22 protein-coding genes are annotated in these 24,654 nt (G+C 63.0%); 15 read left to right on the top strand and 7 right to left on the bottom strand.

Features of this window, described 5'->3' with window-relative positions:
* Positions 1 to 28 precede the first annotated feature (28 nt).
* Positions 29 to 955, top strand: a complete 927-nt coding sequence (locus M0D66_RS30905) for a LysR family transcriptional regulator (protein WP_054039623.1) — start codon at positions 29 to 31, stop codon at positions 953 to 955.
* Between the two features lie 62 nt (positions 956 to 1,017).
* On the opposite strand, the gene M0D66_RS30900 is transcribed toward M0D66_RS30905, so the two are convergent.
* Both M0D66_RS30900 and M0D66_RS30895 read right to left on the bottom strand, forming a co-directional pair.
* Positions 1,018 to 2,136, bottom strand: a complete 1,119-nt coding sequence (locus M0D66_RS30900) for a nucleoside hydrolase (protein ID WP_266212458.1) — start codon at positions 2,134 to 2,136, stop codon at positions 1,018 to 1,020.
* A gap of 2 nt (positions 2,137 to 2,138) precedes the next feature.
* Entirely contained in the window at positions 2,139 to 3,248 is a 1,110-nt protein-coding gene (locus M0D66_RS30895; RefSeq protein ID WP_266212457.1) for a porin, read from the bottom strand.
* 260 nt (positions 3,249 to 3,508) lie between these two features.
* Here M0D66_RS30895 and M0D66_RS30890 point away from each other — a divergent pair, with 260 nt between their 5' ends.
* From M0D66_RS30890 to M0D66_RS30850, 9 genes are all read left to right on the top strand, one after another.
* The gene (locus M0D66_RS30890; RefSeq protein WP_266212456.1) at positions 3,509 to 4,558 is read left to right on the top strand and encodes an NAD(P)/FAD-dependent oxidoreductase; all 1,050 of its coding nucleotides are present in this window, start codon (positions 3,509 to 3,511) and stop codon (positions 4,556 to 4,558) included.
* Positions 4,559 to 4,751: 193 nt separating this feature from the next.
* A complete protein-coding gene (locus M0D66_RS30885) occupies positions 4,752 to 5,189 on the top strand; it encodes a MarR family winged helix-turn-helix transcriptional regulator (protein WP_093644915.1) in 438 nt (145 codons plus the stop codon).
* A gap of 71 nt (positions 5,190 to 5,260) precedes the next feature.
* Entirely contained in the window at positions 5,261 to 6,784 is a 1,524-nt protein-coding gene (locus M0D66_RS30880; RefSeq protein ID WP_266212455.1) for an efflux transporter outer membrane subunit, read from the top strand.
* A 42-nt stretch (positions 6,785 to 6,826) separates the two neighbouring features.
* A complete protein-coding gene (locus M0D66_RS30875; protein WP_200619405.1) occupies positions 6,827 to 8,068 on the top strand; it encodes an HlyD family efflux transporter periplasmic adaptor subunit in 1,242 nt (413 codons plus the stop codon).
* Between the two features lie 79 nt (positions 8,069 to 8,147).
* On the top strand, positions 8,148 to 9,710 hold the full coding sequence (locus M0D66_RS30870) for a DHA2 family efflux MFS transporter permease subunit (RefSeq protein WP_093644909.1): 1,563 nt from the start codon (positions 8,148 to 8,150) through the stop codon (positions 9,708 to 9,710).
* Between the two features lie 159 nt (positions 9,711 to 9,869).
* Positions 9,870 to 11,843, top strand: coding sequence for a PAS domain-containing sensor histidine kinase (locus M0D66_RS30865; protein WP_266212454.1), 1,974 nt, complete (start codon positions 9,870 to 9,872; stop codon positions 11,841 to 11,843).
* A gap of 183 nt (positions 11,844 to 12,026) precedes the next feature.
* Positions 12,027 to 13,196 carry an acyl-CoA dehydrogenase gene (locus M0D66_RS30860; RefSeq protein ID WP_266212453.1) on the top strand — a complete coding sequence of 390 codons (1,170 nt, stop codon included), beginning with the start codon at positions 12,027 to 12,029 and terminating at the stop codon, positions 13,194 to 13,196.
* A 24-nt stretch (positions 13,197 to 13,220) separates the two neighbouring features.
* On the top strand, positions 13,221 to 13,823 hold the full coding sequence (locus M0D66_RS30855) for a class I SAM-dependent methyltransferase (RefSeq protein ID WP_266212452.1): 603 nt from the start codon (positions 13,221 to 13,223) through the stop codon (positions 13,821 to 13,823).
* Complete coding sequence (locus M0D66_RS30850) at positions 13,820 to 14,473, top strand: glycosyltransferase family 2 protein (RefSeq protein ID WP_200652109.1); 654 nt, start codon at positions 13,820 to 13,822, stop codon at positions 14,471 to 14,473. Before M0D66_RS30855 ends, M0D66_RS30850 begins: the two co-directional genes overlap by 4 nt.
* Before the next feature lie 22 nt (positions 14,474 to 14,495).
* Here M0D66_RS30850 and M0D66_RS30845 read toward each other — a convergent pair whose 3' ends face one another.
* On the bottom strand, positions 14,496 to 15,893 hold the full coding sequence (locus M0D66_RS30845; protein ID WP_266212451.1) for an MFS transporter: 1,398 nt from the start codon (positions 15,891 to 15,893) through the stop codon (positions 14,496 to 14,498).
* Between the two features lie 236 nt (positions 15,894 to 16,129).
* Here M0D66_RS30845 and M0D66_RS30840 point away from each other — a divergent pair, with 236 nt between their 5' ends.
* Positions 16,130 to 16,276 carry a hypothetical protein gene (locus M0D66_RS30840; RefSeq protein WP_167378516.1) on the top strand — a complete coding sequence of 49 codons (147 nt, stop codon included), beginning with the start codon at positions 16,130 to 16,132 and terminating at the stop codon, positions 16,274 to 16,276.
* A 104-nt stretch (positions 16,277 to 16,380) separates the two neighbouring features.
* On the opposite strand, the gene M0D66_RS30835 is transcribed toward M0D66_RS30840, so the two are convergent.
* The 3 genes from M0D66_RS30835 to M0D66_RS30825 form a co-directional block, all read right to left on the bottom strand.
* Positions 16,381 to 16,923: a PaaI family thioesterase gene (locus M0D66_RS30835; protein WP_200652108.1), complete on the bottom strand. Its 543-nt coding sequence runs from the start codon at positions 16,921 to 16,923 to the stop codon at positions 16,381 to 16,383.
* Between the two features lie 126 nt (positions 16,924 to 17,049).
* Complete coding sequence (locus tag M0D66_RS30830) at positions 17,050 to 17,181, bottom strand: hypothetical protein (protein WP_266212468.1); 132 nt, start codon at positions 17,179 to 17,181, stop codon at positions 17,050 to 17,052.
* A 112-nt stretch (positions 17,182 to 17,293) separates the two neighbouring features.
* Positions 17,294 to 17,446 (bottom strand): hypothetical protein, encoded by a 153-nt coding sequence (locus M0D66_RS30825; RefSeq protein WP_211707459.1) that lies wholly within the window; start codon positions 17,444 to 17,446, stop codon positions 17,294 to 17,296.
* 249 nt (positions 17,447 to 17,695) lie between these two features.
* Here M0D66_RS30825 and mprF point away from each other — a divergent pair, with 249 nt between their 5' ends.
* From mprF to ilvA, 3 genes are all read left to right on the top strand, one after another.
* Complete coding sequence (gene mprF / locus M0D66_RS30820; RefSeq protein WP_266212466.1) at positions 17,696 to 20,248, top strand: bifunctional lysylphosphatidylglycerol flippase/synthetase MprF; 2,553 nt, start codon at positions 17,696 to 17,698, stop codon at positions 20,246 to 20,248.
* Entirely contained in the window at positions 20,245 to 21,510 is a 1,266-nt protein-coding gene (locus tag M0D66_RS30815; RefSeq protein WP_266212450.1) for a virulence factor family protein, read from the top strand. The genes mprF and M0D66_RS30815 overlap by 4 nt, the downstream gene beginning before the upstream one ends.
* 287 nt (positions 21,511 to 21,797) lie before the next feature.
* Positions 21,798 to 23,369 carry a threonine ammonia-lyase, biosynthetic gene (gene ilvA / locus M0D66_RS30810; RefSeq protein WP_266212449.1) on the top strand — a complete coding sequence of 524 codons (1,572 nt, stop codon included), beginning with the start codon at positions 21,798 to 21,800 and terminating at the stop codon, positions 23,367 to 23,369.
* 65 nt (positions 23,370 to 23,434) lie between these two features.
* Here ilvA and M0D66_RS30805 read toward each other — a convergent pair whose 3' ends face one another.
* Positions 23,435 to 23,749: a hypothetical protein gene (locus tag M0D66_RS30805; RefSeq protein WP_200619395.1), complete on the bottom strand. Its 315-nt coding sequence runs from the start codon at positions 23,747 to 23,749 to the stop codon at positions 23,435 to 23,437.
* A gap of 270 nt (positions 23,750 to 24,019) precedes the next feature.
* Between M0D66_RS30805 and M0D66_RS30800 the strand changes: the two genes are divergently transcribed.
* The gene (locus tag M0D66_RS30800; RefSeq protein ID WP_200619394.1) at positions 24,020 to 24,652 is read left to right on the top strand and encodes a TetR/AcrR family transcriptional regulator; all 633 of its coding nucleotides are present in this window, start codon (positions 24,020 to 24,022) and stop codon (positions 24,650 to 24,652) included.
* Positions 24,653 to 24,654 lie beyond the last annotated feature (2 nt).

The following is a 24,654-nucleotide window of genomic DNA, read 5'->3' as shown; positions in this document are numbered from 1 at the left end:
TGCGCATTGCGTCGATGCATTGCTCTCCATGACCGACCGTTCGTCCCTCTTGCCCGCGCTCACGTTGCGGCAAATCCAGTACTTCGTGACGCTTGCGCATGCACGCAGCTTCACGCAGGCCGCGCAGTCGCTCGCCTTGACGCAGCCTGCGCTGACCGCGGCGATCCGGCAGATCGAGTTCCTGCTCGGCGGCCCGTTGTTCGCGCGGTCCGCGCATCGGCTGACGCTCACGCATGCGGGCGCCAGCGTGTTGCCGCTCGCCGAGCGTCTGCTCAATCAGGCGCGCGGCACTTTCGACGATATGGCGAGCACCTTCGCCGAACGGGTGCAGACGGTGCGCATCGGACTGATTCCGTCGGCTGCGGCGCGTCTGTTGCCCGCGCTCACCTTGTTGCGCGCAAAGCAGGCGTCGCTGCGTTTTACGCTGAACGATATGCCGAACACCGCCTTGATCGATGCCGTGCGGCAGGGGGCAGTCGACTTCGGCGTGGGGGTGCACGAGCCCGATGCGGCCGCGGCGGACAACGACGGCGAAGCCGCGTTGCGCTACCAGGACCTGTTCGAGGATCAGATCGTAGTGGTGGTGCGGCGCGACGATCCGCTCGCGCAGAAAAAGACCCTTGCGTGGGCGAAGCTGGTGGGCCGCGATCTCGCGGTGTTCGTGCGCGGCAGTGTCAGCGACGCGTTGCAACGCACCGGCGGGGCCGAAGGTCTGCAACTGACGGTCGCCTACCGCGTCGAGTACACCGAGCCCTTGTACGAACTCGTGCGCAACCGTCTGGCGATTGCGGTGCTGCCCAGTCTCTACACCATGCATCTGCACGACACGGAACTGGTCGCGTTGCGCCTCGACAAGCCGCGCGTCACCCGTTCGATCGCACTGATTTCGCTGGCCGGCGACGATCGCGGCCCGCACGTGCGTGCTTGCCGCGAATGGCTCGCCGCGCATATCTGATGCAACGCAGACGGTATGCATGACCGTTGCCGAGCCTTTCACGGGTTCGCGGGCTCGCCGGATCACGGCAGCGTGGCGAGCCGTGCGCGCAAGGCGGCATAAAAACCGTCCGCGTCGACTTCGGTGATCCAGGTCGCGTTCGGCTTGCGGCCGCTATGTCCGCTCCAGTCGACCACGGTTTCACCGAGCGTCCATTCGCCGACTGTCTCGATCATCACGTTGACCTCGCGTCCCTTGAACAGGGACGGCTCGATCAGGTAGCCCGTCGCGCAGGGGTCGTACATGGGCGCTTCTTCAATGCCCCGGCGTCCCTTCTGATAAGTGACTTCCGCGGCCATGATATCGGCAGCCATCGCGCCGCAGCGATTACCGAGCGCGCGAATCGGTGCGATCCGGGCCGGCGTGATCGGCGCTTTCACGGCGACGTCGCGCGGCAGCACGACGATCGGCACACCGCTCGCAAACACGACTTGCGCGGCCTGCGGGTCGACGTAGATGTTGAACTCGGCCGCGGGCGTGATGTTGCCGCGCTCAAAGAAGGCGCCGCCCATCAGCACGATTTCGCGGATGCCGTTGCGGATCTCCGGCGCTTCGGTGAACGCGGTGGCGAGGTTGGTCAACGGCCCGAGCGCGCACAGCGTCACGCTACGCGGCGGCGCCGCGCGCAAGGTGTCGATCAGAAAAGCCACCGCGTGCTGCGACGCGAGAGGCGCGAGCGGTTCATGCAGCGGCACGCCCTCGAGACCGGTCTTGCCATGCACGTTGGCGGCCGTGATCAGTTCGCGCGTGAGCGGGCGCGGGCAGCCGGCGTAGACCGGCAGCGATTGCGTGCGCTCGGCCCAGTCGCGCACGATACGAGCGTTGCGTTCGGTGAGGTTGAGCGGCACGTTGCCCGCGACTGTCGTGATCGCGCGCACGTCGAGCCGGTCGCTCGCGCCGAGCGCGAACAGGATCGCAATCGCGTCGTCCTGACCGGGATCGCAATCGATGATCACGCTGCGGCGCGCGCCGCTTTGCAAAGCGGAGGCGTTTGAAGAGGCCGTGCCACTGGCCGCGTCAGCCGCTCCGGGGCCACTTGCAGCGGCGGCCAGCATCGGCCACGCCGAGGCGCCCGCAGCCAGTCCCACGGCCGTGCGCAAAAACGCGCGACGGTTCTGCGTTGGATCGAAGGCGTTCATCATTGTCAGAACACGTGGCGCATGCCGACCGTCGTGACCATCTGACGGATGCCGGTGGATTGCGCATAGGCAAAAATCTGCGCGTGTTGCGCGTCGCCAGCAGCTTGCTGCGCGATCACCGTCAGCGCGACGTCGGTGCGTTTCGACAGGAAATAATCGGCTTGCAGATTGACCTGATGCCATTTGGGGCTCGTGTTGATCACATCGTATTTGCCGTCAGTGAAGGCATACGCTGCGCCGAGAACGAGCGCGGGCGTCACGTGGTAATTCAGGTTCAGGTTGTAGTTCTGCAAACGCAGATGCGAACCGTCGAGATAGTCGTAGCGGACATCGGTGAAAAGCGCTGCAAATTGCGCGGGGCCGACCGTATAGAAGCCGCCGGTGCCGAAGATGCGCTGCTTGCTCGCGTACGCAGCCGGATGCAGCGCGCTCTTCGCGAAGATCAGCAGCGACGACGCGTAGTCGTTCGAAATCGCGCCGTCCGGATTGGTCGCGCTAAACGGGTTGTTGTACTGCGCGTAGACCACGCTCCACTTCAGCGGGCCATTCTCGTAACCGGCACCGAAGCTGTACGCATTGTTGTTGGCGAAACCGGTGGCGTTGCTGAAGCCGTATTCGGCCGTGGCTTTCAAGCCGCGATAGTCGGGCGTCACGTACTTGACCGCATTCTGCACGCGGATGTCGTTATAACCGTTGTCATTGTCGCCAATGTTCACGCCGTTGCTCGCGATGATCACCGGGCCGACGTAGTCGTGCACCGTGTCGTACTGACGGCCGAAGGTCAAGGTACCGTACTTCTTGCTGGCGAGCCCGACGAACGCCTGCCGGCCGAATTCGCGGCCGTTTTGCGACGCGGTGCCGGTCATCACGTTAAAGCCGTTTTCCAGTTGGAAGATCGCGGTCGTGCCGCCGCCCAGATCTTCGACGCCCTTCAAGCCCCAGCGCGGGTTCTGGTTGGTCCCCGAGAGTGCCTGCCACGCGTTCTTGCCGCCCTGATTCGTCGCATAGCCTACGCCCGCCGAAATCAGGCCATACAGCGTCACGCTGCTTTGCGCATGGGCGGCGCTGGAGAGCGCGGCGACGATCGCGAGAGGGGCGAACTTGAGTAGTTTCATCGTGGTCCAGTAGCGGGAAAGGAGAGCGCCGAGCGGAGGGCGCATTCGAACTGGGCTCGACTATACGAAGCCGTCGGCTATAAAAATAATGTTGTTTTCTTATAGTTCTATAAATTTAATCTATTCAACGAGCCCTCCGGTGGCCGCCGGAGGGCCGATGCCTGCTGAGCCCAAGCGTCCTTATCGCCTGTAATGGCATCGTTGCCGGGCTTCGGGCGATTCTGTATGGTGGATCATCGATCTACCCCATGAGACTCCGAATGACGTCCGCAACAGACCCGCTTTTGCAACCGATTCGCTCCGATGTCCTGATTGTCGGCGCCGGGCCTGTCGGCCTTTTCGCCGCTTTCGAAGCCGGTGTAATCGGCCTGTCGTGCCAGATCGTCGATGGGCTCGACAAGGTGGGCGGGCAGTGCATCGAGCTCTATCCGGACAAGCCGATCTACGACATTCCCGCGATTCCCTCGTGTACCGCGCGCGAACTGGTCGAGCGTTTGATGGCGCAATGCAAACCGTTCGATGTGCCCATCCATCTTGAGCAAAAGGTCGAGTCGGTCGAGCAGCGCGACGACGGGCGCTGGACCGTGCGCACTGACCATGGCCTCGTATTCGACGTAGCCGCAATTCTGCTTGCCGCCGGCAACGGTGCGTTCGTGCCACAAAGACTGGCGCTGGCCGAAGCCGTGCCGCTGGAATCGCGTCACGTGCACTACAGCGTGCAACGTCTCGCCGATTTCGCTGGCAAGACAGTCGTGGTGGCCGGCGGCGGCGATTCCGCGCTCGACTGGGCGCTGGCACTGCGCAAGGTCGCGCGGCGCGTGACGCTAGTGCATCGTCGCAACGGCTTCAGTGCGGCCGATTCAAGCGTCGAGTCGATGCGGCGCGCGGTCGAAGCAGGGGAGATGGACTTCATCGTCGGTGCGATTTCGGGGCTCAACGTCGAGGGCGATACGCTGAAATCGATCGCGCTGCGGCATATCGAAGGCGAAACGCAACTCGACACCGAGCACCTCGTCGTGCTGTACGGCCTGGTTGCCGATCTCGGGCCAATCGCGCAGTGGAATCTGTCGATTCACGGCGGCCGCGTCGACGTGGATACCTCGAACTACGAGAGCTCGCGGCCCGGCATCTTCGCGGTCGGCGACATCGCCAACTATCCGAACAAGCAGAAGCTGATTCTGTCCGGTTTTCACGAGGCGTCGCTGGCGCTGCGCAAGGCGTACACGTACGCCTATCCGGAGAAGAAACGGGTGCACGTCCATTCCAGTTACGACGCGAAGCTGGCGGAAAAGGTCGGCGCGGCGGGCTGACGGGCTACACCGTCGGGTTACCGCGGGCGGCGGTGTTCCGCGGTCCGTCCCACGAACAGCGGCCCGCGCGGCAGATTTGCCTGGACATTCCTCGTATTTGTCCGCGAATTTACAATTCTGATTTTCACAAATTCGCACTTTACAGTATCTGACTGTGCAGATATATTCCTTTTCAACCATCGAGGAACTGCACATGGAGCACTACACCCCGGAGAGTTTCGGTTTGACAAACAGCGTGGGATTCGCCATCAACAAGGCGCGCAACGTGTTGATTACGGAAATGGACGCCGCGCTCAAGGATCTGGATATCACCAGCCAGCAAATGGGCATCCTGCTGTCGTTGCGTCAGGACGTTGCAACCACGCCGTTCGAATTGTCCAAACATCTCGGTATCGACACGGGTTTGATGACCCGCATGCTCGACAAACTCGAGACCAAAGGTCTGCTGGAGCGCTCGCGCAGCATCGAGGACCGGCGCGTCGTCAACCTGAAGTTGACGAAGACCGGGGAGGGCGTCGCGGAGCAACTTCCGCGGATTGCGCCGACGGTGCTGAACGCGCGTTTGAGGAAATTCACCAAAACCGAATTTGAGGAATTGCGCCGCCTGCTGAACAAGTTTCTCGAAGACTAGCAAGCACGAGGCAAACAGCGCTGCGAACGATTGCAGCCATTTTTTTACCCTAATATCTGACAGGTCAGCAAATGATATTGCAGCTAAATAGGCAGGCAGCCAGGTCACGCATCGCGAAGGCAGGCGTGACGGCAATCTTCGCGGCCACGCTGTCGGCTTGCGTGAACTACGCCGGCATCTCGAGCGACAAACAGATGGCGCAGCCGCAGACCTACGCGACGCAACAAAGCCTCCCCGCGGATCACGGCCATTGGCCCGCCGCCGATTGGGCGGATCAGTTCGGCGACGCGCAACTGAAGGCCTTGCTTGTGGAAGCGCTGAAGGGCAATCCGTCGATTGAACAGGCCCGGGCACGCGTTGCCGCGGCCGCTGCGTATAGCGACACGGCGAAGGCCAGCACGATGCCGAAAGTCGGCGCCACCTATTCGTTCACGCGCCAGCAGTATTCGGGCACGGCGCTGGTGCCGCCGCCGTATGGCGGTTCATGGCAATCGGAGAACCAGGGCCTGTTATCCGCTTCCTATGATCTCGACTTGTGGGGCAAGAATCGCGAGGCGCTCAAGGCCTCGCTGTCTCAACTGCAGGCGAGCGAGGCGGATGCCGAAGTCGTCAGATTGTCGCTGACGTCCGCAACGGCACGGGCCTATAACCAGTTGGCCCGTCTGTACGCGTTACGCGACATCGCGCAGCAGGAGGTCACGCAACGCGAGCAGATCGACCGCATCACCGCCGGCCGCATTGCAACAGGGCTCGACACCCAGGTCGAGCGCAAGACGGCGCAAGCGAACCTCGCCACGAGTCGCGCGACGTTGGCGTCGCTCGACGGCAGCATCCTTACCACCCGTTATCAACTGGCCGCCTTGCTTGGCGCCGGCCCGGACCGTGGCCTCGCGATTGCGCGCCCAACGCTCGGAATCGGTGACGAAGTAAGTCTGCCGGACAACCTGCCTGCCGACCTGGTGAGCCGTCGTCCGGATCTGGTCGCCGCCAGATGGCGCGTCGACGCGCTCACGCATGACGTGAAGGAAGCCAAGGCCGAGTTCTACCCCGACATCAATCTGAGCGCCGCGATTGGTCTCGACGCGTTTGGCTTCGGCCGCTTCCTGACCGCAGCGAGCCGCACGGCATCGGCGGGTCCTGCGATCCATCTGCCGATCTTCGACGGCGGTCAGTTGCGCGCGCAACTGAAGGGCCGGTATGCCGACTTCGACTATGCCGTCGCGACGTATAACCAGACGCTCGTCACCGCGCTCTCAGAAGTCGCGACGCAACTCGCGCAAATCCGTTCGACCGACGAGCAACTCGGCGACGCGCAAGCCGCCCAGGAAGCCGCCCGCGGCGCCGATCAATTGGCGCTCACGCAGTACAAGGCCGGTCTTACGAATCAGCTGACGGTACTGAATGCCGACACCACGGCGCTCGCTGCCGACCAGCAGGTCGCGAATCTGAAGATGAACCGTCGCGATCAGCAGATTGCGCTGGCTGCTGCACTGGGCGGCGGCTATACCGACAACGCCGATTCGAGCGCACAGGGCAGCGTGGCCGCGTCGGCCACTTCGGCAGTACAAACCAACCCCGTCGTCGCCACCCGCTAAGACGCCATCGCGACGCTTTCACTTTCTGTCAGGACCCACAAAATGAGCGATACGATCACCACCAACCGCGAGACGGCGGACGCGGACCAGCCCCAGCAGGTGCGGGCGCCTGCGAAGCGCAAGCTGCTGCTTGCCTTGCTGGCCGCCACCGTCGTGTTGGCCGGCGCGGGTTACGGCGCCTACTACATCACGAACGGCCAGTACCACCAGTCGACCGACGATGCCTACGTCAACGGCAATCTCGTCCAGCTAACGCCGCAAGTGAGCGGCACCGTGGTGGCGGTGAACGCCGACGACACGCAGATCGTCAAGCAGGGCGCACCGGTCGTGACGCTCGATAACGCCGATGCGAAAGTCGCGCTGTCGAACGCCGAAGCGACGCTCGGCCAGACCGTGAGACAGGTCAGCGGCCTCTACGTGAACAACGATTTCTACGCCGCGACCGTCGCGCAACGTCAGTCCGATCTCGCGCGCGCCGAAGACGACCTCAAGCGCCGCCAGGCCGTTGCCGAAACGGGCGCGGTATCCGGTGAGGACATCGCCCATGCGCGCGACGCCGTGAGCTCCGCACAAGCCGCGCTCGACGCCGCTCGTCAGCAGGCCGCAGCTAACCACGCGCTGACCGACCGCACGTCGGTCGAACTGCATCCGAACGTGCAGGCCGCCGCCTCGAAAGTGCGCGACGCGTACCTGAGTTACGCGCGCAACACGTTGCCCGCGCCGGTCACGGGCTATGTGGCGCGCCGCTCGGTGCAGGTCGGTCAACGCGTGGCGCCGGGCACGCCGCTGATGGCGATCGTGCCGCTCGACGGTGTGTGGGTCGATGCGAACTTCAAGGAAGGCCAGTTGAAACACATGCGCATTGGCCAGCCAGTCACGCTGACCGCCGATGTATATGGGTCAAGCGTCAAGTATCACGGCCACGTGGTCGGTTTCTCGGCGGGTACGGGCGCAGCATTCGCCGTGTTGCCAGCGCAGAACGCGACCGGCAACTGGATCAAAGTCGTCCAGCGTCTCCCGGCGCGAATCCAGCTCGACCAGAACGAACTCAACGCGCATCCGCTGCGGATCGGCCTGTCGATGCAAGTCGATGTCGAAACGCGCGACGAGTCGGGCACCCAACTGGGCGCGGCAATCAACACCACGTATCGCACGGACGTGTTCGCCCAGTACGGCGCCGACGCCGACGCCGAAATCGCCAGGATCATCGCGCAGAACATGCCATCGGCACGTGCTGTAGCGGCAAGCGCGACACCAAAGAACGCAGCACGGATAGCAGGTTGAACGGGCGATCTCCCGACGCCCGTTTTTTTAACCAATTAGCTGACAAGTCAGACATTAGCCTTCTTCGATAGGTGACGAAATGAATGGATCGCCCAACGCCGCAGCGCTCCCGCCTCTGACCGGCGGCAAGCTCGTGCTGGCGACGCTTGCCGTGGCATTGGCCACGTTTATGAACGTGCTTGATTCATCGATCGCGAACGTCGCGATTCCGACCATTGCGGGCAATCTTGGTGTGTCGGTGGACGAGGGGACGTGGGTGATTACGCTGTTCGCCGCGGCCAACGCGATTGCGATTCCGTTAACGGGCTGGCTCACGCAGCGCGTCGGGCAAATCAAACTGTTCGTGTGGGCAATTCTGTTGTTCGTCCTCTCGTCATGGTTGTGCGGCATAGCGCCGACGCTGCCGGTACTGCTCGCGGCGCGGATCGTGCAGGGTGCGGTGGCGGGTCCGTTGATTCCGCTGTCGCAAGCGATTCTGCTCGGCTCGTATCCGCGGGAAAAGAGCTCGCACGCTTTGGCGTTGTGGGCCATGACGGCGACGGTCGGCCCCATCGCCGGTCCGGCGCTCGGCGGCTGGATTACCGATAGCTACTCGTGGTCATGGATCTTCTACATCAATATTCCGGTAGGCCTCTTTGCAGCAGGCGTGACCTGGGCGATCTACCGCACGCGCGAAACCCCGACCAAGCGCTTGCCGATCGACAAGATAGGGCTGCTCTCGCTGATCGCATGGGTGGGCTCGCTGCAGATCATGCTCGACAAGGGCAAGGACCTCGACTGGTTCAATTCGCCCGTGATTGTCGCGCTGACCGTATTCGCGGCGATCAGTTTTCTGTTCTTTCTGATCTGGGAGTTGACCGAAAAGAATCCGATCATCGACTTGCGATTGTTTGGAGGGCGTAATTTTCTGGGCGGCACGATTGCGATTTCGGTGGCGTACGCGGTGTTCTTCTCCAACCTTGTTCTGTTGCCGCAGTGGATGCAGGAGTATCTGAGTTACCGGTCGGTGGACGCCGGTCTGGCTACCGCGCCGCTTGGCGTTTTTGCTGTAATTCTTGCTCCGGTAATGGCGAAGATCATGCCGAAGTCGGATGCGCGAGTGTTGGCAACGTTGGCGTTTCTCGGGTTCGCCGGCGTGTTTTTCATGCGCTCGCATTACACGACGGGCGTGGATACGTGGACCCTGGTTTTACCGACTCTGCTGCAAGGTATTCCGACCGCATTGTTCTTTGTGCCGCTGACGGCGATCATTCTTTCCGGCCTCACCCCCGACAAGATTCCGGCCGCCGCGGGATTGTCGAACTTTGCGCGGGTGTTTGCGGGGGCAGCGGGAACGTCGCTTGCTACTACGGGTTGGAATGACCGCACGATCTTGCATCATGCGCAGCTGGCCGAGCAGACAAGTGTGAACAATCCGACGTTCACTTCCGCGCTGGACGCCGCGCAAGCGGCGCTGGGCGGAAGCGCTTCTCAGGCGATGGCGTTCTTCGAACAGTCGATGAACGCACAGGCTGCGATGCTCGGTCTGAACGATATTTTCTGGCTTTCCGCCGTGATTTTCGTGGTGATCATTCCATTGATCTGGTTAACGAAACCGGACAAGGCGAGCGCGGCCGCGGCGGCTGGCGCCGGGGGGCATTGAGGGTCGGGGTTCCGCGGCGTGGTCGTCGTCTGACGTGGTCGTCGTCTGATTCAGCCCACTAACGTTGGTCAACGACGTTGGACAATGAGTGGGCAATACCCCAAACATGGAGGTGAGCCAGTGTATGCTGCCTGAACATACAAATAGACGCTTTTCACCATGAACAAGACCGACGTCCACCCCGCAGGAGACAACGGCGAGACCGCTGACGAGCCGCCCGTGCTTCGTGCGAACGCGCCGGCTGAGGTCGATTACTGGTCGCTGGTCCAATCGATCGAAGACTACGCAATCTTCCTGCTGGATCCGAAGGGATATATCGTCAGCTGGAATGCCGGCGCGCAAAAACTGAAGGGCTACGCGGCGCACGAAATCATCGGCGAACACTTCTCGCGTTTCTACCCTGCGGAAGCCGTGGCGCGCGGCTGGCCCGCTTACGAGTTGCAGCAGGCCGCGCTGACTGGCCGCTTCGAGGACGAAGGCTGGCGGGTTCGCAAAGACGGTACGACCTTTTGGTGCAACGTGGTCATTACGGCGGTGCGCAACGAGTCGGGTGTGCTGACCGGCTTCGCCAAGATTACCCGCGATCTGACCACCCAGCGCGCGTTTGTGGAGGCGTTGCGACAGAGCGAGGAGCGCTTCCGTCTATTGGTCGACAACGTGAAAGACTACGCGATTTTCATGCTCGATCCGGACGGCTATGTGGTGAGCTGGAACGCAGGCGCCGCGCGCATCAAAGGCTATACGCGCGACGAAATCATCGGCCAGCATTTCTCGAACTTCTACACGCGCGAAGAAGCCGCGGCCGGCAAACCCGCGCGCGAACTGGCGATCGCGAGGCAGCTCGGTCAGGTCGAAGACGAGGGCTGGCGCGTGCGCAAGGACGGCACGACCTTCTGGGCCAACGTCAACATCACCGCTGTGTATGACGAATCGAACCGGCTGCGTGGTTTCGCGAAAGTCACACGCGATCTGACCGAGCGCCGTGAGCGCGAAGAACTGGCGCGCTCCAGCGAGCGCATGCGCAAGTTTCTCGCGACCCTCGCGCACGAGTTGCGCAATCCGCTTGCGCCGGTGCGTAACGCGATTGGCGTGATGCAACTCGAAGCGGGCGTGAGTCCAACGCTGGCACGCTCGCGCGATCTGATCGACCGCCAGGTCACGCACCTCACGCGTCTCGTCGACGATCTGCTCGACGTCGGCCGCATCATGTCGGACAAGGTCGAGTTGCGCCTCGCGCGCGTCGATCTGGCCGAAGTGGTCGCGCGTGCGATCGAAGCGGCACGACCGTTTACTGACTCACGGGAGCAGAGTGTGGGGACGCATATGCCGGTCGAGCCGCTGATCGTGCACGGTGATACAACGCGGCTCGTGCAGGTGCTGCAAAACCTGCTGCATAACGCGTCGAAGTTCTCGCCGCCTGGCAGCCGCATCGAGATCTTCGGACGGGTCGATCATCAGATGGCCGTGCTGGAGGTGCGCGATCATGGCCGCGGCATTCCGGCACGTTCGCTCGATGCGATCTTCGAGCTGTTCGCGCAGGAAAAGGAAGGGCAAAGCCTCGGCGAAGGTGGCCTCGGCATCGGCCTCACACTGTGCAAATCGCTGGTCGAATTGCATGGCGGAAGCATCATCGCGAGCAGCGAGGGCGCGGGGTGCGGCAGCTCGTTCACGCTCAGTTTGCCGTTTGCCGCAGCGCTGCCCGCAGAGCAGGCCGATCAGGCCGACATGGCGGGAAACGCGGTGTCACCGTTGCGTATTCTGCTGGTGGACGACAATCGCGACTCCGCCGACAGCCTCGCCATGCTGCTCGAACTCAAAGGCCACGAAGTCCGCATTGCCTACGACGGCCCGCAGGCGCTCGCTGTTGCGCCGCGCCTCGTGCCCCACCTTGCCTTGATCGACCTTGCGATGCCAAAAATGGATGGTTACGCGACGCTCGAGGCATTGCGCGCAATGCCCACGCTGTCCGACACGGTCTTCGCCGCCATGACCGGCTTCGGTCACGCAAGCGATCGCGAACGGACCCAATCAGCTGGATTTCACGCCCACCTCGTCAAGCCGGTGGAACTCGCGCTATTCGAGGAGGTGCTGGAGCAGGCGGAAACGCGGCGCCGGCCGCGCGGTCCCGGCTAGCCGTCAATGCGCGCTTCCTCATACGAGTGCGCGGTGCGCTGTCCTTAGCGCGCTATAAGCCCTGAAATATTGCGGCGTGTCCCAGGTGTCAGACGCCTGCGGCACGCCGCTTGCTGTCGGTCTGCACGCGCTGCGGCTAGCAAAAGTCCGTGCGCACAGATCGAACAGATTCAGGGAGGCGCGATGCTCGATACGCGTGATCATACGGCCGGCGTGAGTGCGCGGCAGCCGGAAAAAATCAGCAGAACCCGCACTCGTGATCCTCATGCGGTACTCGCGGGGGAGGACGCTGCGCGTTCTGCCGAGCCGCTCGACAATTTTCTGCATGACAGGCATTTCGATGCGAGCGACCCTGCCGCACTGGGCGATGTTTTGCGCGCATTGATCCGGCGAGGCTACGACCGTTTGCCCTTCGCGCCGTTGCCCGGGCACGGGCAGACTCTGGTGCGCTGGCGTACCCTGGCTGCGGTTGCGGCGTGCGATCTTGGTCTGGTCAAACTGTTCGAAGGGCATACCGATGCGCTGGCGATTCTCGCCGAGTTGCACGGACCCGCGCCGCTTCTGGGCAGCCGCTGGGGGGTGTGGGCCGCGGAGCCGCCTGACGCGCGCGTGAAGGCCAGCAATCGCGAGGCTCGTACAGACGACGCCGGGCAACTGTATCTGAGTGGCACAAAAGCCTGGTGTTCGGGCGCGGGTGTAGTCAGTCACGCGCTCGTCACCGTTTGGCTCGACGATGAACCCGTGCTGGCGGCCGTCGCGATGGATCACGACTCGATTTCGATCGACACATCGAAGTGGCAGGCGATCGGCATGCAGGCAACCGCTAGCGCTGACGTCACCTTCGATCAGACACCGGCCACACGCGTGGGCGCGGCCCATGCATACGTGCGCCGGCCGGGCTTCTGGCACGGCGGCGCCGGCATTGCCGCGTGCTGGTACGGCGCCGCCACGCAGATCGGCCGGACGTTGCGCGAAGCGTCCACGCAACGTGTCGACGCACATCGGCTCGCCCACCTCGGCGCGGTCGATGTCGCGTTGGCCGGCGCCGCAGCGGTGCTGCGCGAAACTGCCGCCCATATCGACGCGAACCCACAAGCCGACTCGCAGCGTGAGGTCATGCGCGCACGCCTCGTCGTTGAAGAAGCGGCGACAGCTGTGATGTGTCACGCCACGCGCACGCTCGGCGCGGGTCCGTTGTGCCGCGATGCGCGCTTCGCCCGCGCGCTGGCGGACCTGCCGGTGTTCCTGAGGCAGAGCCACGCCGAACGCGATCTTGCCGCGCTCGGCGAGTTGACCGCCAAGACAAAGTTCGACGCCAACGCTGCAGACGGAGGTGCGCCGTGGACGCTCTGACGCGATGCATGGAGGGCCGCTGACATGACCTCTATGGTGTACTTCGACGAACTCTACAAAGGCAGCGACGACCCGTGGAAGTTGCGCCAGGGCTGGTACGAGCGCCGCAAGCGTTCGCTCACGCTAGCGCTGTTGCCGCGTCCGCGTTATCGCAACGCGTTCGAGCCGGGCTGTGCGAACGGGGAACTGACGGCCGAACTCGCGACCCGCTGTGATGGGCTGCTCGCCGCCGATCTGCACGAAACAGCGGTGCGTCTTGCACGCGAACGTGTTGCCGGTATGCGGCAGGTTCGCGTCGAACAGTGCACGGTTCCGCACGAATGGCCGACCGCAACGGCACCGTTCGACCTGATCGTCATCAGCGAATTTGCCTATTACCTTGATGCCGCCGACCTTGAAATGCTGGCCGCGCGCATCGCTGCGTCGCTCACGCCAGACGGCACGCTGCTCGCTTGCCACTGGCGCCGTCCGTTTACTGAGGCGCTGGAGAATGCCGATACCGCGCACGCGTTGTTCGATGCGCGTTGTGGTCTATCACGTCTCGCGCATCACGACGAAGCCGATCTGTTGATCGACGTCTGGTCGCGCGACGCACGTTCGGTCGCACAGCGCGAGGGGCTTCTATGATCGGCGTAATCGTTCCGGCGCATAACGAAGAGGCGTTGCTGGCGCCTTGTCTTGCCGCGTTGATCGAAGCAGCGCGACACGCGGATCTGGCTGACGAGGTCGTGCGGCTTGTCGTCGTGCTCGACGCTTGCAGCGATTTTTCGGAGGCGATCGTGCGTGCTTATGGCGTCGAGACGTTGACGCTAAAGGCGCGCAATGTCGGTATCGCGCGTGCGGCGGGCGCCGACTACCTGCTGGCGGACGGCGCTCGCTGGCTAGCCTTCACCGACGCCGACAGCCGCGTGTCACCAGGCTGGCTGGTCGCGCAGTTGTCGCTCGGCACGGACGCGGTGTGCGGCTCGATTGCCGTCGACGACTGGACCGCTCATCCGCATAGCGTGCGCGAATATTTTCGCAAGACCTATGTGGACGCGGACGGTCATCGCCACGTGCATGGCGCCAATCTCGGCGTCTCAGCCGAGGCGTATCGACGAGCCGGTGGCTTTCCACCGCTCACGTGCCGTGAAGACGTCGCGCTTGTCGACCGGTTGATCGAGACGGGGGCCAGCATCGCATGGAGCGCCGCACCGCGCGTGATCACGAGCGCGCGCACGGTGACGCGCGCACGCGATGGCTTCGGCGACACGCTCCTCGCGTGGGCGACGGGATAGACGCGGGGGATAAACGCAGGCGTTAGCCTCGACCGCCTCGCGAGATCTCTTCACCCGCGCGATGCGGCATGCGCAGCGTGACCGGAATCGACGCGAATGAGCACAGGCCGACCACCAGAAACGCGGGCCAGAAATCCGACCACATGATGCCCGGATGTCCGTGCAGGACGCGTGAAATCTGCAGCACGATACCGCCCACCGTCACGCCCAGGCCGAGCGACATCTGCTGCACGACGCTGCCGAGACTCGTGGCGCGCCCTACGTCGCGACTGGCGATTTCCGCGTAAGTCAGCGAGTTGAGACTCGTGAATTGCAGCGCGGGGAAGAAGCCGCCCAGCAACACCACGAACCAGATGGTCCAGGTCGGCGTGCCGGGGAAAAACAGTCCGCACGCCGCGATCGCAATGCCTGACAGCGCCGCGTTGACCACCAGCACCGAACGGAAGCCGAAGCGATGCAGCACGCGCGAGGCGAACGTACGCATGAACATGCCGCCGAACGCGGACGCACAGGTAATCAGGCCGGATTCGAACGCGCTCATGCCGTGTCCTTCCTGCAGCATCAGCGGCAGCAGAAAGGGCAACGCACCGAGGCCGATGCGAAACAGTGAGCCGCCGAGCACGCTCGCCTGAAAAGTCGGCACCTTGAAGAAGCGCAGATCGAGCAAGGGCATTTTGACGCGCTGGGCGTACGCGACGTAGACCACCAGCAGAGCCGCGCCGCTCGCACACATGCCGAACGCGTCCCGATTCGACATGAGTTCGCCGCCGACCAGCGACAGTCCGAGCAGAAGCAGCACAGCGCCGGCCGCCGACAGAAAAAAACCGATCCAGTCGAGCGGTCCCGGATCCGGTTCGCGCGTGTTGGCGATATACCGGTTGGTCAGATAGATACCGAGAATGCCGATCGGCACATTGATGAAGAAGATCAGGCGCCAGTGCAGATAGGTGGTGATGAAGCCGCCGAGCAGCGGTCCGGCCGCCGGTCCGAGCAGCGCCGGGACGCTCAGATAGTTCATCGCGCGGATGAAGTCGGACTTGTGCACCACCCGAAAGATGATGATCCGCCCGACCGGCACCATCATCGCGCCGCCGACGCCTTGCACGAAACGGGCGAGGGTGAAGGTGGGCAGCGAGTTCGACGCGGCGCACAGGAGTGAGCCGGTCACGAAGATGCCGATCGCGGTGCGGAAAATCGTGCGCGCACCAAAACGGTCCGCGAGCCAGCCGCACACCGGGATAAACACGCCGAGACCGAGCACATAGCTCGTCACCGCGATTTTCAGTGTGACCGGATCGCGCCCGAAGTCGCGCGCCATGACCGGCAAGGCGGTGACGATCACATTCGCATCGACGCTTTCCATGAACATCGCACATGCGACGATAAGGGGCGCAATCAGGGCTTTCTGAACGACGGTCATGGAGGGGCGGGCGATCTGCGGCGGAAGGCCGCAGGCAAAGGCGACATTATTGCACCTGTACGGTGCGGATGGTTAATAGTGGAGCGCCTGATGCCGACCCTTTTCGAGATTGCGAGGATCGCGGATGTGACCGTCGCACAACATGCCTGCGAGATTATTGATATTTGTTGCGGTGCGGCACGAGAGGACTATAATCGGGTTATTGCCTAGGTATAAACCCTATACAGGAGTCCACCATGAACACCGCTTCCAACGCCGCTGTCCGCACTGCACCCGCCGCTAACACGTTTCTGGGCAAGCTCCGCGCACTGGCTCTGCATGCGCTGAACCTGCATTTGCAAAACTGCGCTGTGATCGCTGAAGCGCATCGCCGTCCGCAGTAAGCATCGCGACGCGCCAGTGTCAGCACGGGCGCTTGCATAGCCGGACTGCCGCCAGGTCACCGACCGTGGCAAGCAACCGGCGGTTTTGATCGTAACCGTATCGTTTAGCGGCTCGGGATCTCGAACACCAGACAGGTCGTCGTGGCATGCGCGTAGAGCGTGCCGTCGGGGCCGACGAGGCGAGCTTCCGCCGTGGCCAGTTGCCGTCCGCAATGAATCACCTTGCCTTCGGCGCGCACGCGTTGCACGCGCGGCGTGACGGCTTTCACGTAATTCACGCTCAGCTCGGCGGTGGTGTAGCCGCGGCCCGGCGCCATCATCGTATGCACCGAGCAGCCTAGCGCCGAATCGAGCAGGGTGGCGATCCAGCCGCCGTGCACGGTGCCCAGTGGATTCAGATGCTGCTCGAGCGGGGTACCCTGAAAGACCGCTTGCCCGGCACTGACTTCGACGATCGTAAAGTCGAGCGTGCGTGCAATCGCGGCGTAGGGCAGTTCTGCGTTCATCATCGCCTGCATGACTTCCAGACCGGTCTTGCCCGCCACCTGTTCGGGGCTTGCGACGCCGGGGCCCGGGCCGGCGTTAAGCGTCGCCAATACTTCCTGCTCGCGTGCGAGCCAGCGTTCCAGCTGTTGTTCGTTCGTCAATCCATGTCTCCTGTCCTGAGGGAAGCGTGCTTCGGAATCGATGCATCGTCATCGATTAGAGCACCAAACCGCTTCAGGACGCTGGAGGGCTACCTCTGGATTGCCGGCACGCGCCGAGCCCGTGCGTTACTTCCTGATACGCGACGCAACCACGCGCTGCATTCTGGTCGCTCGCGCGGACAACGCGCTCATCAGAAGCGCCATCGATACCAACCCGACCAGGTACACACCGGCCATCACCCAATCCTGATCTGCCATCATCGTTCTCCTTCAGTTGCCACCATTTCCGCCGCGAAAACCAACATTGCGCCGTGCTATTGATCTCGATTACGGCACGCGACGCGAAAATCTTGATGGAGCGAATCAGCCTTTAAAACGGTGCGCGATCGAGCGATATCGACGCCACGTCGAATCTTTGTCTCGCGATCTTCCATAAGCGTTTAAAATCCATCCCCTTGTCGAGCACAGCGGTCCTCATCAGCACGCCAAGCCAATCGGCAATATCGACCGTTTTATCGGCCATATCGCTCTGCCATACGCTCCGTCATGCGGTGAAGTGCGTTCCGCCTCAATGACCGGCCCAGGTTAAAACCCGACGAATTCACTGGCATTGGCTGACACTGTCAACCTTTTCAACACTTTGCCGTTATCCATTTGTAATCGCCAAAGTAAGGCGACGCCGTGACAGACGACCCGTCGCCACGACAGCTCTCGAAGGTCCGCATTGACCATGTTCCACCGATATAACTATAAATTCGACCAGCCAGGCGCGATGTTCGACCGTATATCGAAGACGCTTGGCAAGCGGAGCATTCTCTCGCCCGTGCTCGCACTCGTTATTTGCGGGCTGCTGCTGCTCGTCTTGCAACATCTTTCACAAGTGGTCGACTATCGTTCGATCATGCGCCAGCTGCGTCACCTGACGGCAGGTGAGTGGGCCGCGGCGCTCGGCGCGACCACGCTCAGCTATATCGCGCTAATCGGGCGGGACGCGGTCGGTTTGCGCTACCTCGGTGTGGCGGTGCCGCGCGCGGCATTGTGGATTGGCGCGACCGCGGGCTCCGCGCTCGGCAATGCGACCGGCTTCGGGGCGCTGACGGGCGGCGCCGTGCGCGTGCGCGTCTACGGGGTGTCGAACGTCACGCCGGCACAAATCGGCCGCATGACCGTGTTCACGAGCGTGTCGCTGGCGCTCGCGCTGGTGCTGATGACGGCGCTCGGCATGGTGTGCCTCGCCGACTCGTTGGCGACGATGCTGCATCTGCCGCCGCTCACGCTGCGCTGGGGTGGCGCGGCGCTGCTCGTCGTGCTCGGACTCGGGGCCGCGGCCTGCCGTCGCGACACGCGTCCGATCCGCACGCGCTGGCAGTGGCTGTCATTCGATATCCCGGCGCGCCGCGATCTGCTCGCGCAAGTGGCCCTCGCCGTGCTCGACGTGGTGGCTGCGGGTCTCGCGCTGTGGGCGCTGCTGCCGCACGCGGACGTCAGCTTCGTGACCTTCATCACCGTCTATGCCGCCGCGATGCTGCTTGGCATGATCGGCCACACCCCCGGCGGTGTCGGCGTGTTCGAAGCCGCGATGGTGTTCACGCTGAACGGCAGCGTGCAAACGCATCAGATGGTCGCCGCGCTGCTCGCTTATCGCGCGATTTACTTCGGCGTGCCGCTGATCGTTTCGGCCGCGCTGCTCGCCGGCTTCGAAGGCCGTGCGCTGAAAAGCCGCCTGCCGCTGCGGCACGCGGCAGGCGCCTACAAACTCGCACCGCTGTTCCTGAGCCTCGTGACTTTCGTCGTGGGCGGCATGCTGGTGATTTCCAGCGCGACCCCCGCGTTCTGGCAGCGCATCCGGATTCTGCGCGACGTGCTGCCGCTGTGGGTGCTCGAAAGCTCGCAGATGCTGTGCAGCGTGCTCGGCGTGCTGCTGTTGTTCGTCGCGCGCGGTTTGCTGCGGCGTCTGGATGCCGCGTGGTGGATGACCTTGCTGCTGGCGGTGCTGAGCCTCGCGCTCTCGCTCACCAAAGGTCTCGCGTTCGTGGAAGCGAGCGTGCTTGGCATGCTGATCGCGCTGCTGTTGTCCACGCGCCGCCGTTTCAACCGTCATTCGTCGCTGTTTGCCGAGCGCTTTACGGCGGGCTGGCTGGTGTCGGTGGCGATGGTGCTCGCGCTTGCCGTGTGGGTGATGCTGTTTGCGTTCCGCGACGTGCCGTACACGCGCGACCTGTGGTGGCAATTCGCTTTCGACGAACGTGCACCGCGTGCGTTGCGCGCAACCCTGGCCGCCAGCCTGTTCGCCGCCACTTTTTCCTTCTGGCAGTTGCTGCGCCCCGCGGCAGGCCGTTTCGTCATGCCCGCTCCGCAGGATCTGCAGGACGCGGCGCGCATCGTGCGTGCCCAGGAGCGCAGCGACGCGGGCCTCGCGCTGATGGGCGACAAGAGCTTCCTCTTTTCCGAATCGCGCGAAGCTTTCCTGATGTACGCAAAAAATGGCCGCACGTGGGCCGCGCTTCACGATCCGGTTGGAGCGCGCGAGGAGTGGGCAGGCCTGATCAGCAAGTTCGTCGCGCTTGCGCATGCGCACGGCGGCCGCGCCGCGTTTTATCAGGTGCGCGCCAATGCCTTGCCGCTTTATCTCGATGCCGGCCTCACGCTGATGAAGCTCGGCGAAGAAGCCCACGTGGTGCTCGACGATTTCGACCTGAAGGGCTCGCATCGCGCGCATCTGCGCTATGCGCTCAAGCGTGGCGAGCGTGACGGCTTTACCGTCGAAGTGATCGATCAGACCGATGTGCCGGCGTCGCTCGAGACGTTGCGCGAGATTTCCGACGGCTGGCTCGATAGCCGTGACGCGCGCGAAAAGAGCTTCTCGGTGGCGGCGTTTACCGACGAATACCTTGCGGCGCAATCCGTGATGCTGGTGCGCCAGAACGGCGAGCCGGCCGCGTTCGTGACTTTCATGACGACCGATATGAACACCGAAGCGACGGTCGGCGTGATGCGGCACGTGGAAAGCGCGTCGCCGTATGCGATGGAATATCTGTTCACCCAGCTGGCGCTGCATCTGAAGCAGGCGGGGTTCCGCTCGCTCAGTCTCGGCATTGCGCCGCTCTCCGGCATGCAGCCGACACCGCTCGCGTCGCGCTGGCATCGGCTGGCGGGCATCGTGTGGCGCTTCGGCGGCCGCTTCTATAACTTCCGCGGACTGCGTGCTTTCAAGAGCAAGTTCCAGCCGCATTGGGAGCCGCGCTATCTCGCGGCGTCAGGTTCGGTGGGCGTGTTCTTCACGCTCGCGGACCTGTCATTGCTGGCAGGAGGCCGGCGTTCATGACATTGCATCCGTTTTTCAGGCTCGCCGTGGCGGCGGGCCTTGTTGTTGGCAGCGCGGCCGCTTTGGCCGCAACCACCACCGTGTCCGGCGGCCGTTATGGCGACGTGACGGTGACGCAGCCGGCCGGTCCCTTGCGTGGTTTCGTGGTGCTTTACTCCGCAGCTAGCGGCTGGAGTGCCGCCGACCAGCAAACCGCCGATGCGCTGGCCAAGGCCGGGGCGTTGACCGTCGGCGTGGATACGGCGCGCTATGCGGCCAATCTGAGCGAGAAGAAGGAAGCCTGCCATCAACTGGTGGGCGACGCTGAAGCCTTGAGCCATCAACTCGAACGGCAATCGCAATCGAGCCGCTATTTCGCGCCGATCGTCGCGGGTACGGGGCAGGGCGCGACGCTGGCGATGCATGTGCTCGAACAGGCGCCGTCGAATACGGTTGCCGGCGCGGTCTCGGTCGATGCGGAGCGCACGCTGGATTCGCGCTTCCAACCGTGCCCGCCGGACCCGACGATCATCCGCGACAAGGTGCCGGGCTTCGTCGAAAAGGCGACCCCTGGCAACGGCGATCGCACGCGGCTTGTTGCCATGGTCGCGCCGCATTTGCAGACAGCGTCGACGAATGACGACGACGTCTCCGATCTGCCGCTGATCGAATTGCCCGCAGCGCATCCGAACGGCCTCATGGCGATCGTGATTTCCGGCGACGGCGGCTGGCGCGATCTCGACAAGACCATCTCGCTCGCCTTGCAGAAAGACGGTGTGTCGGTGATCGGCATCGACAGCCTCCGTTACTTCTGGAGCGAAAAGACTCCGGCGCAGACGAGTCGCGATCTCGCGCGCGTGATGCAGACTTATGGCGCGCGCTGGCATGCGGAGCATATTGCGCTCGTCGGCTATTCGTTCGGCGCCGATGTGATGCCGTTCGCCTATAACCGCCTGCCTGAAGCGCTGCGCGCGAAAGTGTCGCTGATTGCGTTGCTCGGTTTCGCGCCCGACGCCGATTTCCAGATTCGCGTGGGCGGTTGGCTCGGTATGCCGGCGAGCGACAAAGCCTTGAAGGTGCAGCCGGAATTTGCACGCGTACCGCCCACGATCGTGCAGTGCTTCTACGGTGAAGACGAGAAGGACACCTTGTGTCCGGCGTTGGCCAGCACCGGCGTCGAGGTGATTCGTACGTCGGGCGACCATCACTTCGGCCGCGACTACAACGCGCTGGAGCGTCGCATTCTGGACGCTTTCAGGAAGCAAAGCGGCGTGCGTAATTAAGGATGCTGCGCGGCGCGGCCGCCCTCGCGCGGCCTCTGGACCACGCTGCCCGATGTAACGAACAGGGATTGACAAAGCCCGTCAAGTCAACGAAGATCGAACGCATGAACTGCCTCGACATCCGTATTGCGCTGATTATTAGCACCATTCATCGAATGGTGGGTTAGCGCGCGTCTGATACGCAGTGACAAAAACCCGCCCCACGAGGCGGGTTTTTTTATGTCCGCTTTCTGCCTGCCTCCTGGTGATCTCTTTGATGATTTGTCCTTGCCGCACAGGAGCATGCCTTGCCGTTACACGAACTCAATCGGGTCGCCGAAGCCGCTGATAGCGTTGCCTTGCGCCACGACTACCTGAAGAAAACCCTGACCGCGCGCGTCTACGACGTGGCCCGTGAGACCGAACTCGAACGCGCGCCGAATCTGTCGGCACGGCTGCGCAATCCGGTTTATCTGAAGCGTGAGGACAACCAACCGGTGTTCTCATTCAAGGTGCGCGGCGCGTACAACAAGATGGCGCATATTCCGGCGGACGCGCTGGAACGGGGTGTCATTACCGCGTCGGCGGGCAATCATGCGCAGGGAGTGGCGTTGTCGGCGGCCCGGATGGGCGTGAAGGCGATCATCGTGGTGCCCGTCACGACCCCGCAGGTGAAAGTCGATGCGGTACGCGCGCATGGCGGCGCGACGGTCGAAGTCGTGCAGTTCGGCGAATCCTATAGCGACGCGTATGGACATGCCGTGAAGCTGCAGGAAGAACGCGGCCTGACGTTCGTCCACCCGTTCGACGATCCGTACGTGATCGCCGGCCAGGGCACGGTCGCGATGGAAATTCTCAGCCAGCATCAGGGCCCGATTCACGCGATCTTCGTGCCGATCGGCGGTGGTGGACTCGCCGCGGGCGTGGCCGCGTACGTGAAATCGGTGCGCCCGGAGATCAAGGTGATCGGCGTACAGACCGACGACTCGTGCGCGATGGCCGCTTCCTTGAAAGCCGGCGAACGGGTGACGCTGAATGAAGTGGGTTTGTTCTCGGACGGTACGGCAGTGAAACTGGTAGGCGAGGAAACCTTCCGCCTGTGCCGCGAATATCTCGACGACGTGCTGCTCGTGAACACCGATGCGCTGTGCGCCGCGATCAAGGACGTGTTCCAGGACACCCGCAGCGTGCTGGAGCCGGCCGGCGCGCTGGCCGTGGCCGGGGCCAAGCAGTACGCCGAGCGTGAAGGCATCGAGGACCAGACGCTGATTGCAATCACGTCCGGCGCGAACATGAACTTCGACCGCATGCGTTTCGTGGCCGAGCGTGCTGAGGTGGGTGAAGCACGTGAAGCGGTGTTCGCCGTGACGATTCCGGAAGAGCGCGGCAGTTTCCGCCGCTTCTGCGAACTGGTGGGCACGCGCAGCGTCACCGAGTTCAACTACCGGATTGCGGACGCGAATTCAGCTCATATCTTCGTCGGCGTGCAGATCCGCAATCGCAGCGAATCGGCGCAGATCGCGGGTGCATTTGAAGCGCATGGTTTTGCCACCGTCGATCTGACTTTCGATGAACTGTCGAAGCAGCACATCCGCTATATGGTCGGCGGCCGCTCGCCGCTGGCGCATGACGAACGTCTGTTCCGTTTCGAGTTTCCGGAGCGTCCGGGCGCGTTGATGAAGTTTCTGTCGTCGATGGCGCCGAACTGGAATATCAGCCTGTTCCACTATCGCAACCAGGGTGCGGACTACAGTTCGATTCTGGTGGGCATTCAGGTGCCGGAGAGCGAGAACAGCGAGTTCGAACACTTTCTCACGACGCTTGGTTACCCGTACTGGGAAGAGACGCAGAACCCGGTGTACCGCTTGTTCCTCGCATAGAAAGGCGAATTGCAGCGTGGCAGGAGACGGCGCCTGGCAAAAGACAACAGGCGCCGCTGCTCCGCTTATGAGCGAGCGTGCTTACCCTGCCAGACTTTGCCGAAATGCACGGACATATACACACCTAAGACCAGCGCGCCTGCAAATACCGCGAGGCAGTTTGCATTCACACCGATCGTGACAGGCTGCCGCGTAAGCAGATAGAGGCCGGCCAGCAGATTGAAATATCCCCACAGTACGTTGACCAGTGGCGACGAATCGCCGACACCCCGCGGTTTCGCGAAAGGTGTCGGAAACGGCTCGCCGCGCAGGCCGCTCGCGAGGTGCGGGACGCAATTGCACAGAAACGCGCCAGAGAAAAACAGGGCGAGATAGCTCATGGATTGGTTTGTCTGGTTAGCGAAAAACGTGATCGGTCGGCAAGGGCTGCGCCGCAATTATGCGAGGATATCCTCGCAAAATATAGTAGAGGATGCCCTCGCATAAGTCAAACCCGGCCAGACCGGATTGCGGATGGCGAACAACGGCGCACGCGGGGTGCTGCGTCATTAATCTTGGCCGTCGCTAGCCGCGGGGTTAACATGCACGCTGAAATTCACCTCACAATGCGAAGCGACGCTCGCAAAAAACAGCAGTTAAAACTCTCCGATATGGCAACGACACTTTCCAGCGGCGCGCAGGAGCCGAAACGACAACGGGGGCATCTGCGGGTCGCGGCAATCATGGAAGCGGGCGTCGCGGTGTTCACCGAGAAGGGCTATGACGCGGCCACCATGACTGAGATCGCCGCGCGCTCGAACACCGCGATTGGCTCGCTGTACCGGTTTTTCCCGTCCAAAGAATCGTTGGCGGATGCATTGCTTTCGCGCTATGTGGAGGACACGACGAGCAGCTTTACCGCGCTCGCCGATCAGGCGTCGGCAATGACGCCGGGGCAGCTCGCCGATGCGTTCGTCGATTTCATGCTGTCGCTGCAATCGCAGCGCAGTCTGGCTGTCGCACTTGTCGATTCGCGCGGTGGCAGCGACGAGCGGCGCGCGCGTTTTCGCGAAACGACGCGCGGCAGCATCGCCACGATTTTGCGTAACGCGATTCCGCATCTGACGAAGGCGCAGTCCGAGACGAAGGCGGTGGTGCTGCTGCATGTGCTCAAGGCAGTCGCCGGGGCCAACGACGAGAAGCCCGCAGTGCGGCGGAGGTTGCTTGCCGAGATCCGGAAATTGACCAGGGTTTACCTCGAGGCTACGCAAAGCGACGCGGACGATCGGTTATCGGCCGAGTAAGC

It is taken from the genome of Paraburkholderia sp. SECH2, from assembly GCF_030464795.1.
Classification (GTDB): domain Bacteria; phylum Pseudomonadota; class Gammaproteobacteria; order Burkholderiales; family Burkholderiaceae; genus Paraburkholderia; species Paraburkholderia aspalathi.
Note: the sequence above shows the minus strand (reverse complement) of the source record. Positions and strands in the feature narration are given on the sequence as shown.

Coding starts and splice junctions, on each gene's coding strand:
- M0D66_RS30905 (WP_054039623.1), top strand. CDS start 29: ATGACCGACCGTTCGTCCCTCTTGCCCGCGCTCACGTTGCGGCAAATC.
- M0D66_RS30900 (WP_266212458.1), bottom strand. CDS start 2,136: ATGATGAACGCCTTCGATCCAACGCAGAACCGTCGCGCGTTTTTGCGC.
- M0D66_RS30895 (WP_266212457.1), bottom strand. CDS start 3,248: ATGAAACTACTCAAGTTCGCCCCTCTCGCGATCGTCGCCGCGCTCTCC.
- M0D66_RS30890 (WP_266212456.1), top strand. CDS start 3,509: ATGACGTCCGCAACAGACCCGCTTTTGCAACCGATTCGCTCCGATGTC.
- M0D66_RS30885 (WP_093644915.1), top strand. CDS start 4,752: ATGGAGCACTACACCCCGGAGAGTTTCGGTTTGACAAACAGCGTGGGA.
- M0D66_RS30880 (WP_266212455.1), top strand. CDS start 5,261: ATGATATTGCAGCTAAATAGGCAGGCAGCCAGGTCACGCATCGCGAAG.
- M0D66_RS30875 (WP_200619405.1), top strand. CDS start 6,827: ATGAGCGATACGATCACCACCAACCGCGAGACGGCGGACGCGGACCAG.
- M0D66_RS30870 (WP_093644909.1), top strand. CDS start 8,148: ATGAATGGATCGCCCAACGCCGCAGCGCTCCCGCCTCTGACCGGCGGC.
- M0D66_RS30865 (WP_266212454.1), top strand. CDS start 9,870: ATGAACAAGACCGACGTCCACCCCGCAGGAGACAACGGCGAGACCGCT.
- M0D66_RS30860 (WP_266212453.1), top strand. CDS start 12,027: ATGCTCGATACGCGTGATCATACGGCCGGCGTGAGTGCGCGGCAGCCG.
- M0D66_RS30855 (WP_266212452.1), top strand. CDS start 13,221: ATGACCTCTATGGTGTACTTCGACGAACTCTACAAAGGCAGCGACGAC.
- M0D66_RS30850 (WP_200652109.1), top strand. CDS start 13,820: ATGATCGGCGTAATCGTTCCGGCGCATAACGAAGAGGCGTTGCTGGCG.
- M0D66_RS30845 (WP_266212451.1), bottom strand. CDS start 15,893: ATGACCGTCGTTCAGAAAGCCCTGATTGCGCCCCTTATCGTCGCATGT.
- M0D66_RS30840 (WP_167378516.1), top strand. CDS start 16,130: ATGAACACCGCTTCCAACGCCGCTGTCCGCACTGCACCCGCCGCTAAC.
- M0D66_RS30830 (WP_266212468.1), bottom strand. CDS start 17,181: ATGGCAGATCAGGATTGGGTGATGGCCGGTGTGTACCTGGTCGGGTTG.
- M0D66_RS30825 (WP_211707459.1), bottom strand. CDS start 17,446: ATGGCCGATAAAACGGTCGATATTGCCGATTGGCTTGGCGTGCTGATG.
- mprF (WP_266212466.1), top strand. CDS start 17,696: ATGTTCGACCGTATATCGAAGACGCTTGGCAAGCGGAGCATTCTCTCG.
- M0D66_RS30815 (WP_266212450.1), top strand. CDS start 20,245: ATGACATTGCATCCGTTTTTCAGGCTCGCCGTGGCGGCGGGCCTTGTT.
- M0D66_RS30805 (WP_200619395.1), bottom strand. CDS start 23,749: ATGAGCTATCTCGCCCTGTTTTTCTCTGGCGCGTTTCTGTGCAATTGC.
- M0D66_RS30800 (WP_200619394.1), top strand. CDS start 24,020: ATGGCAACGACACTTTCCAGCGGCGCGCAGGAGCCGAAACGACAACGG.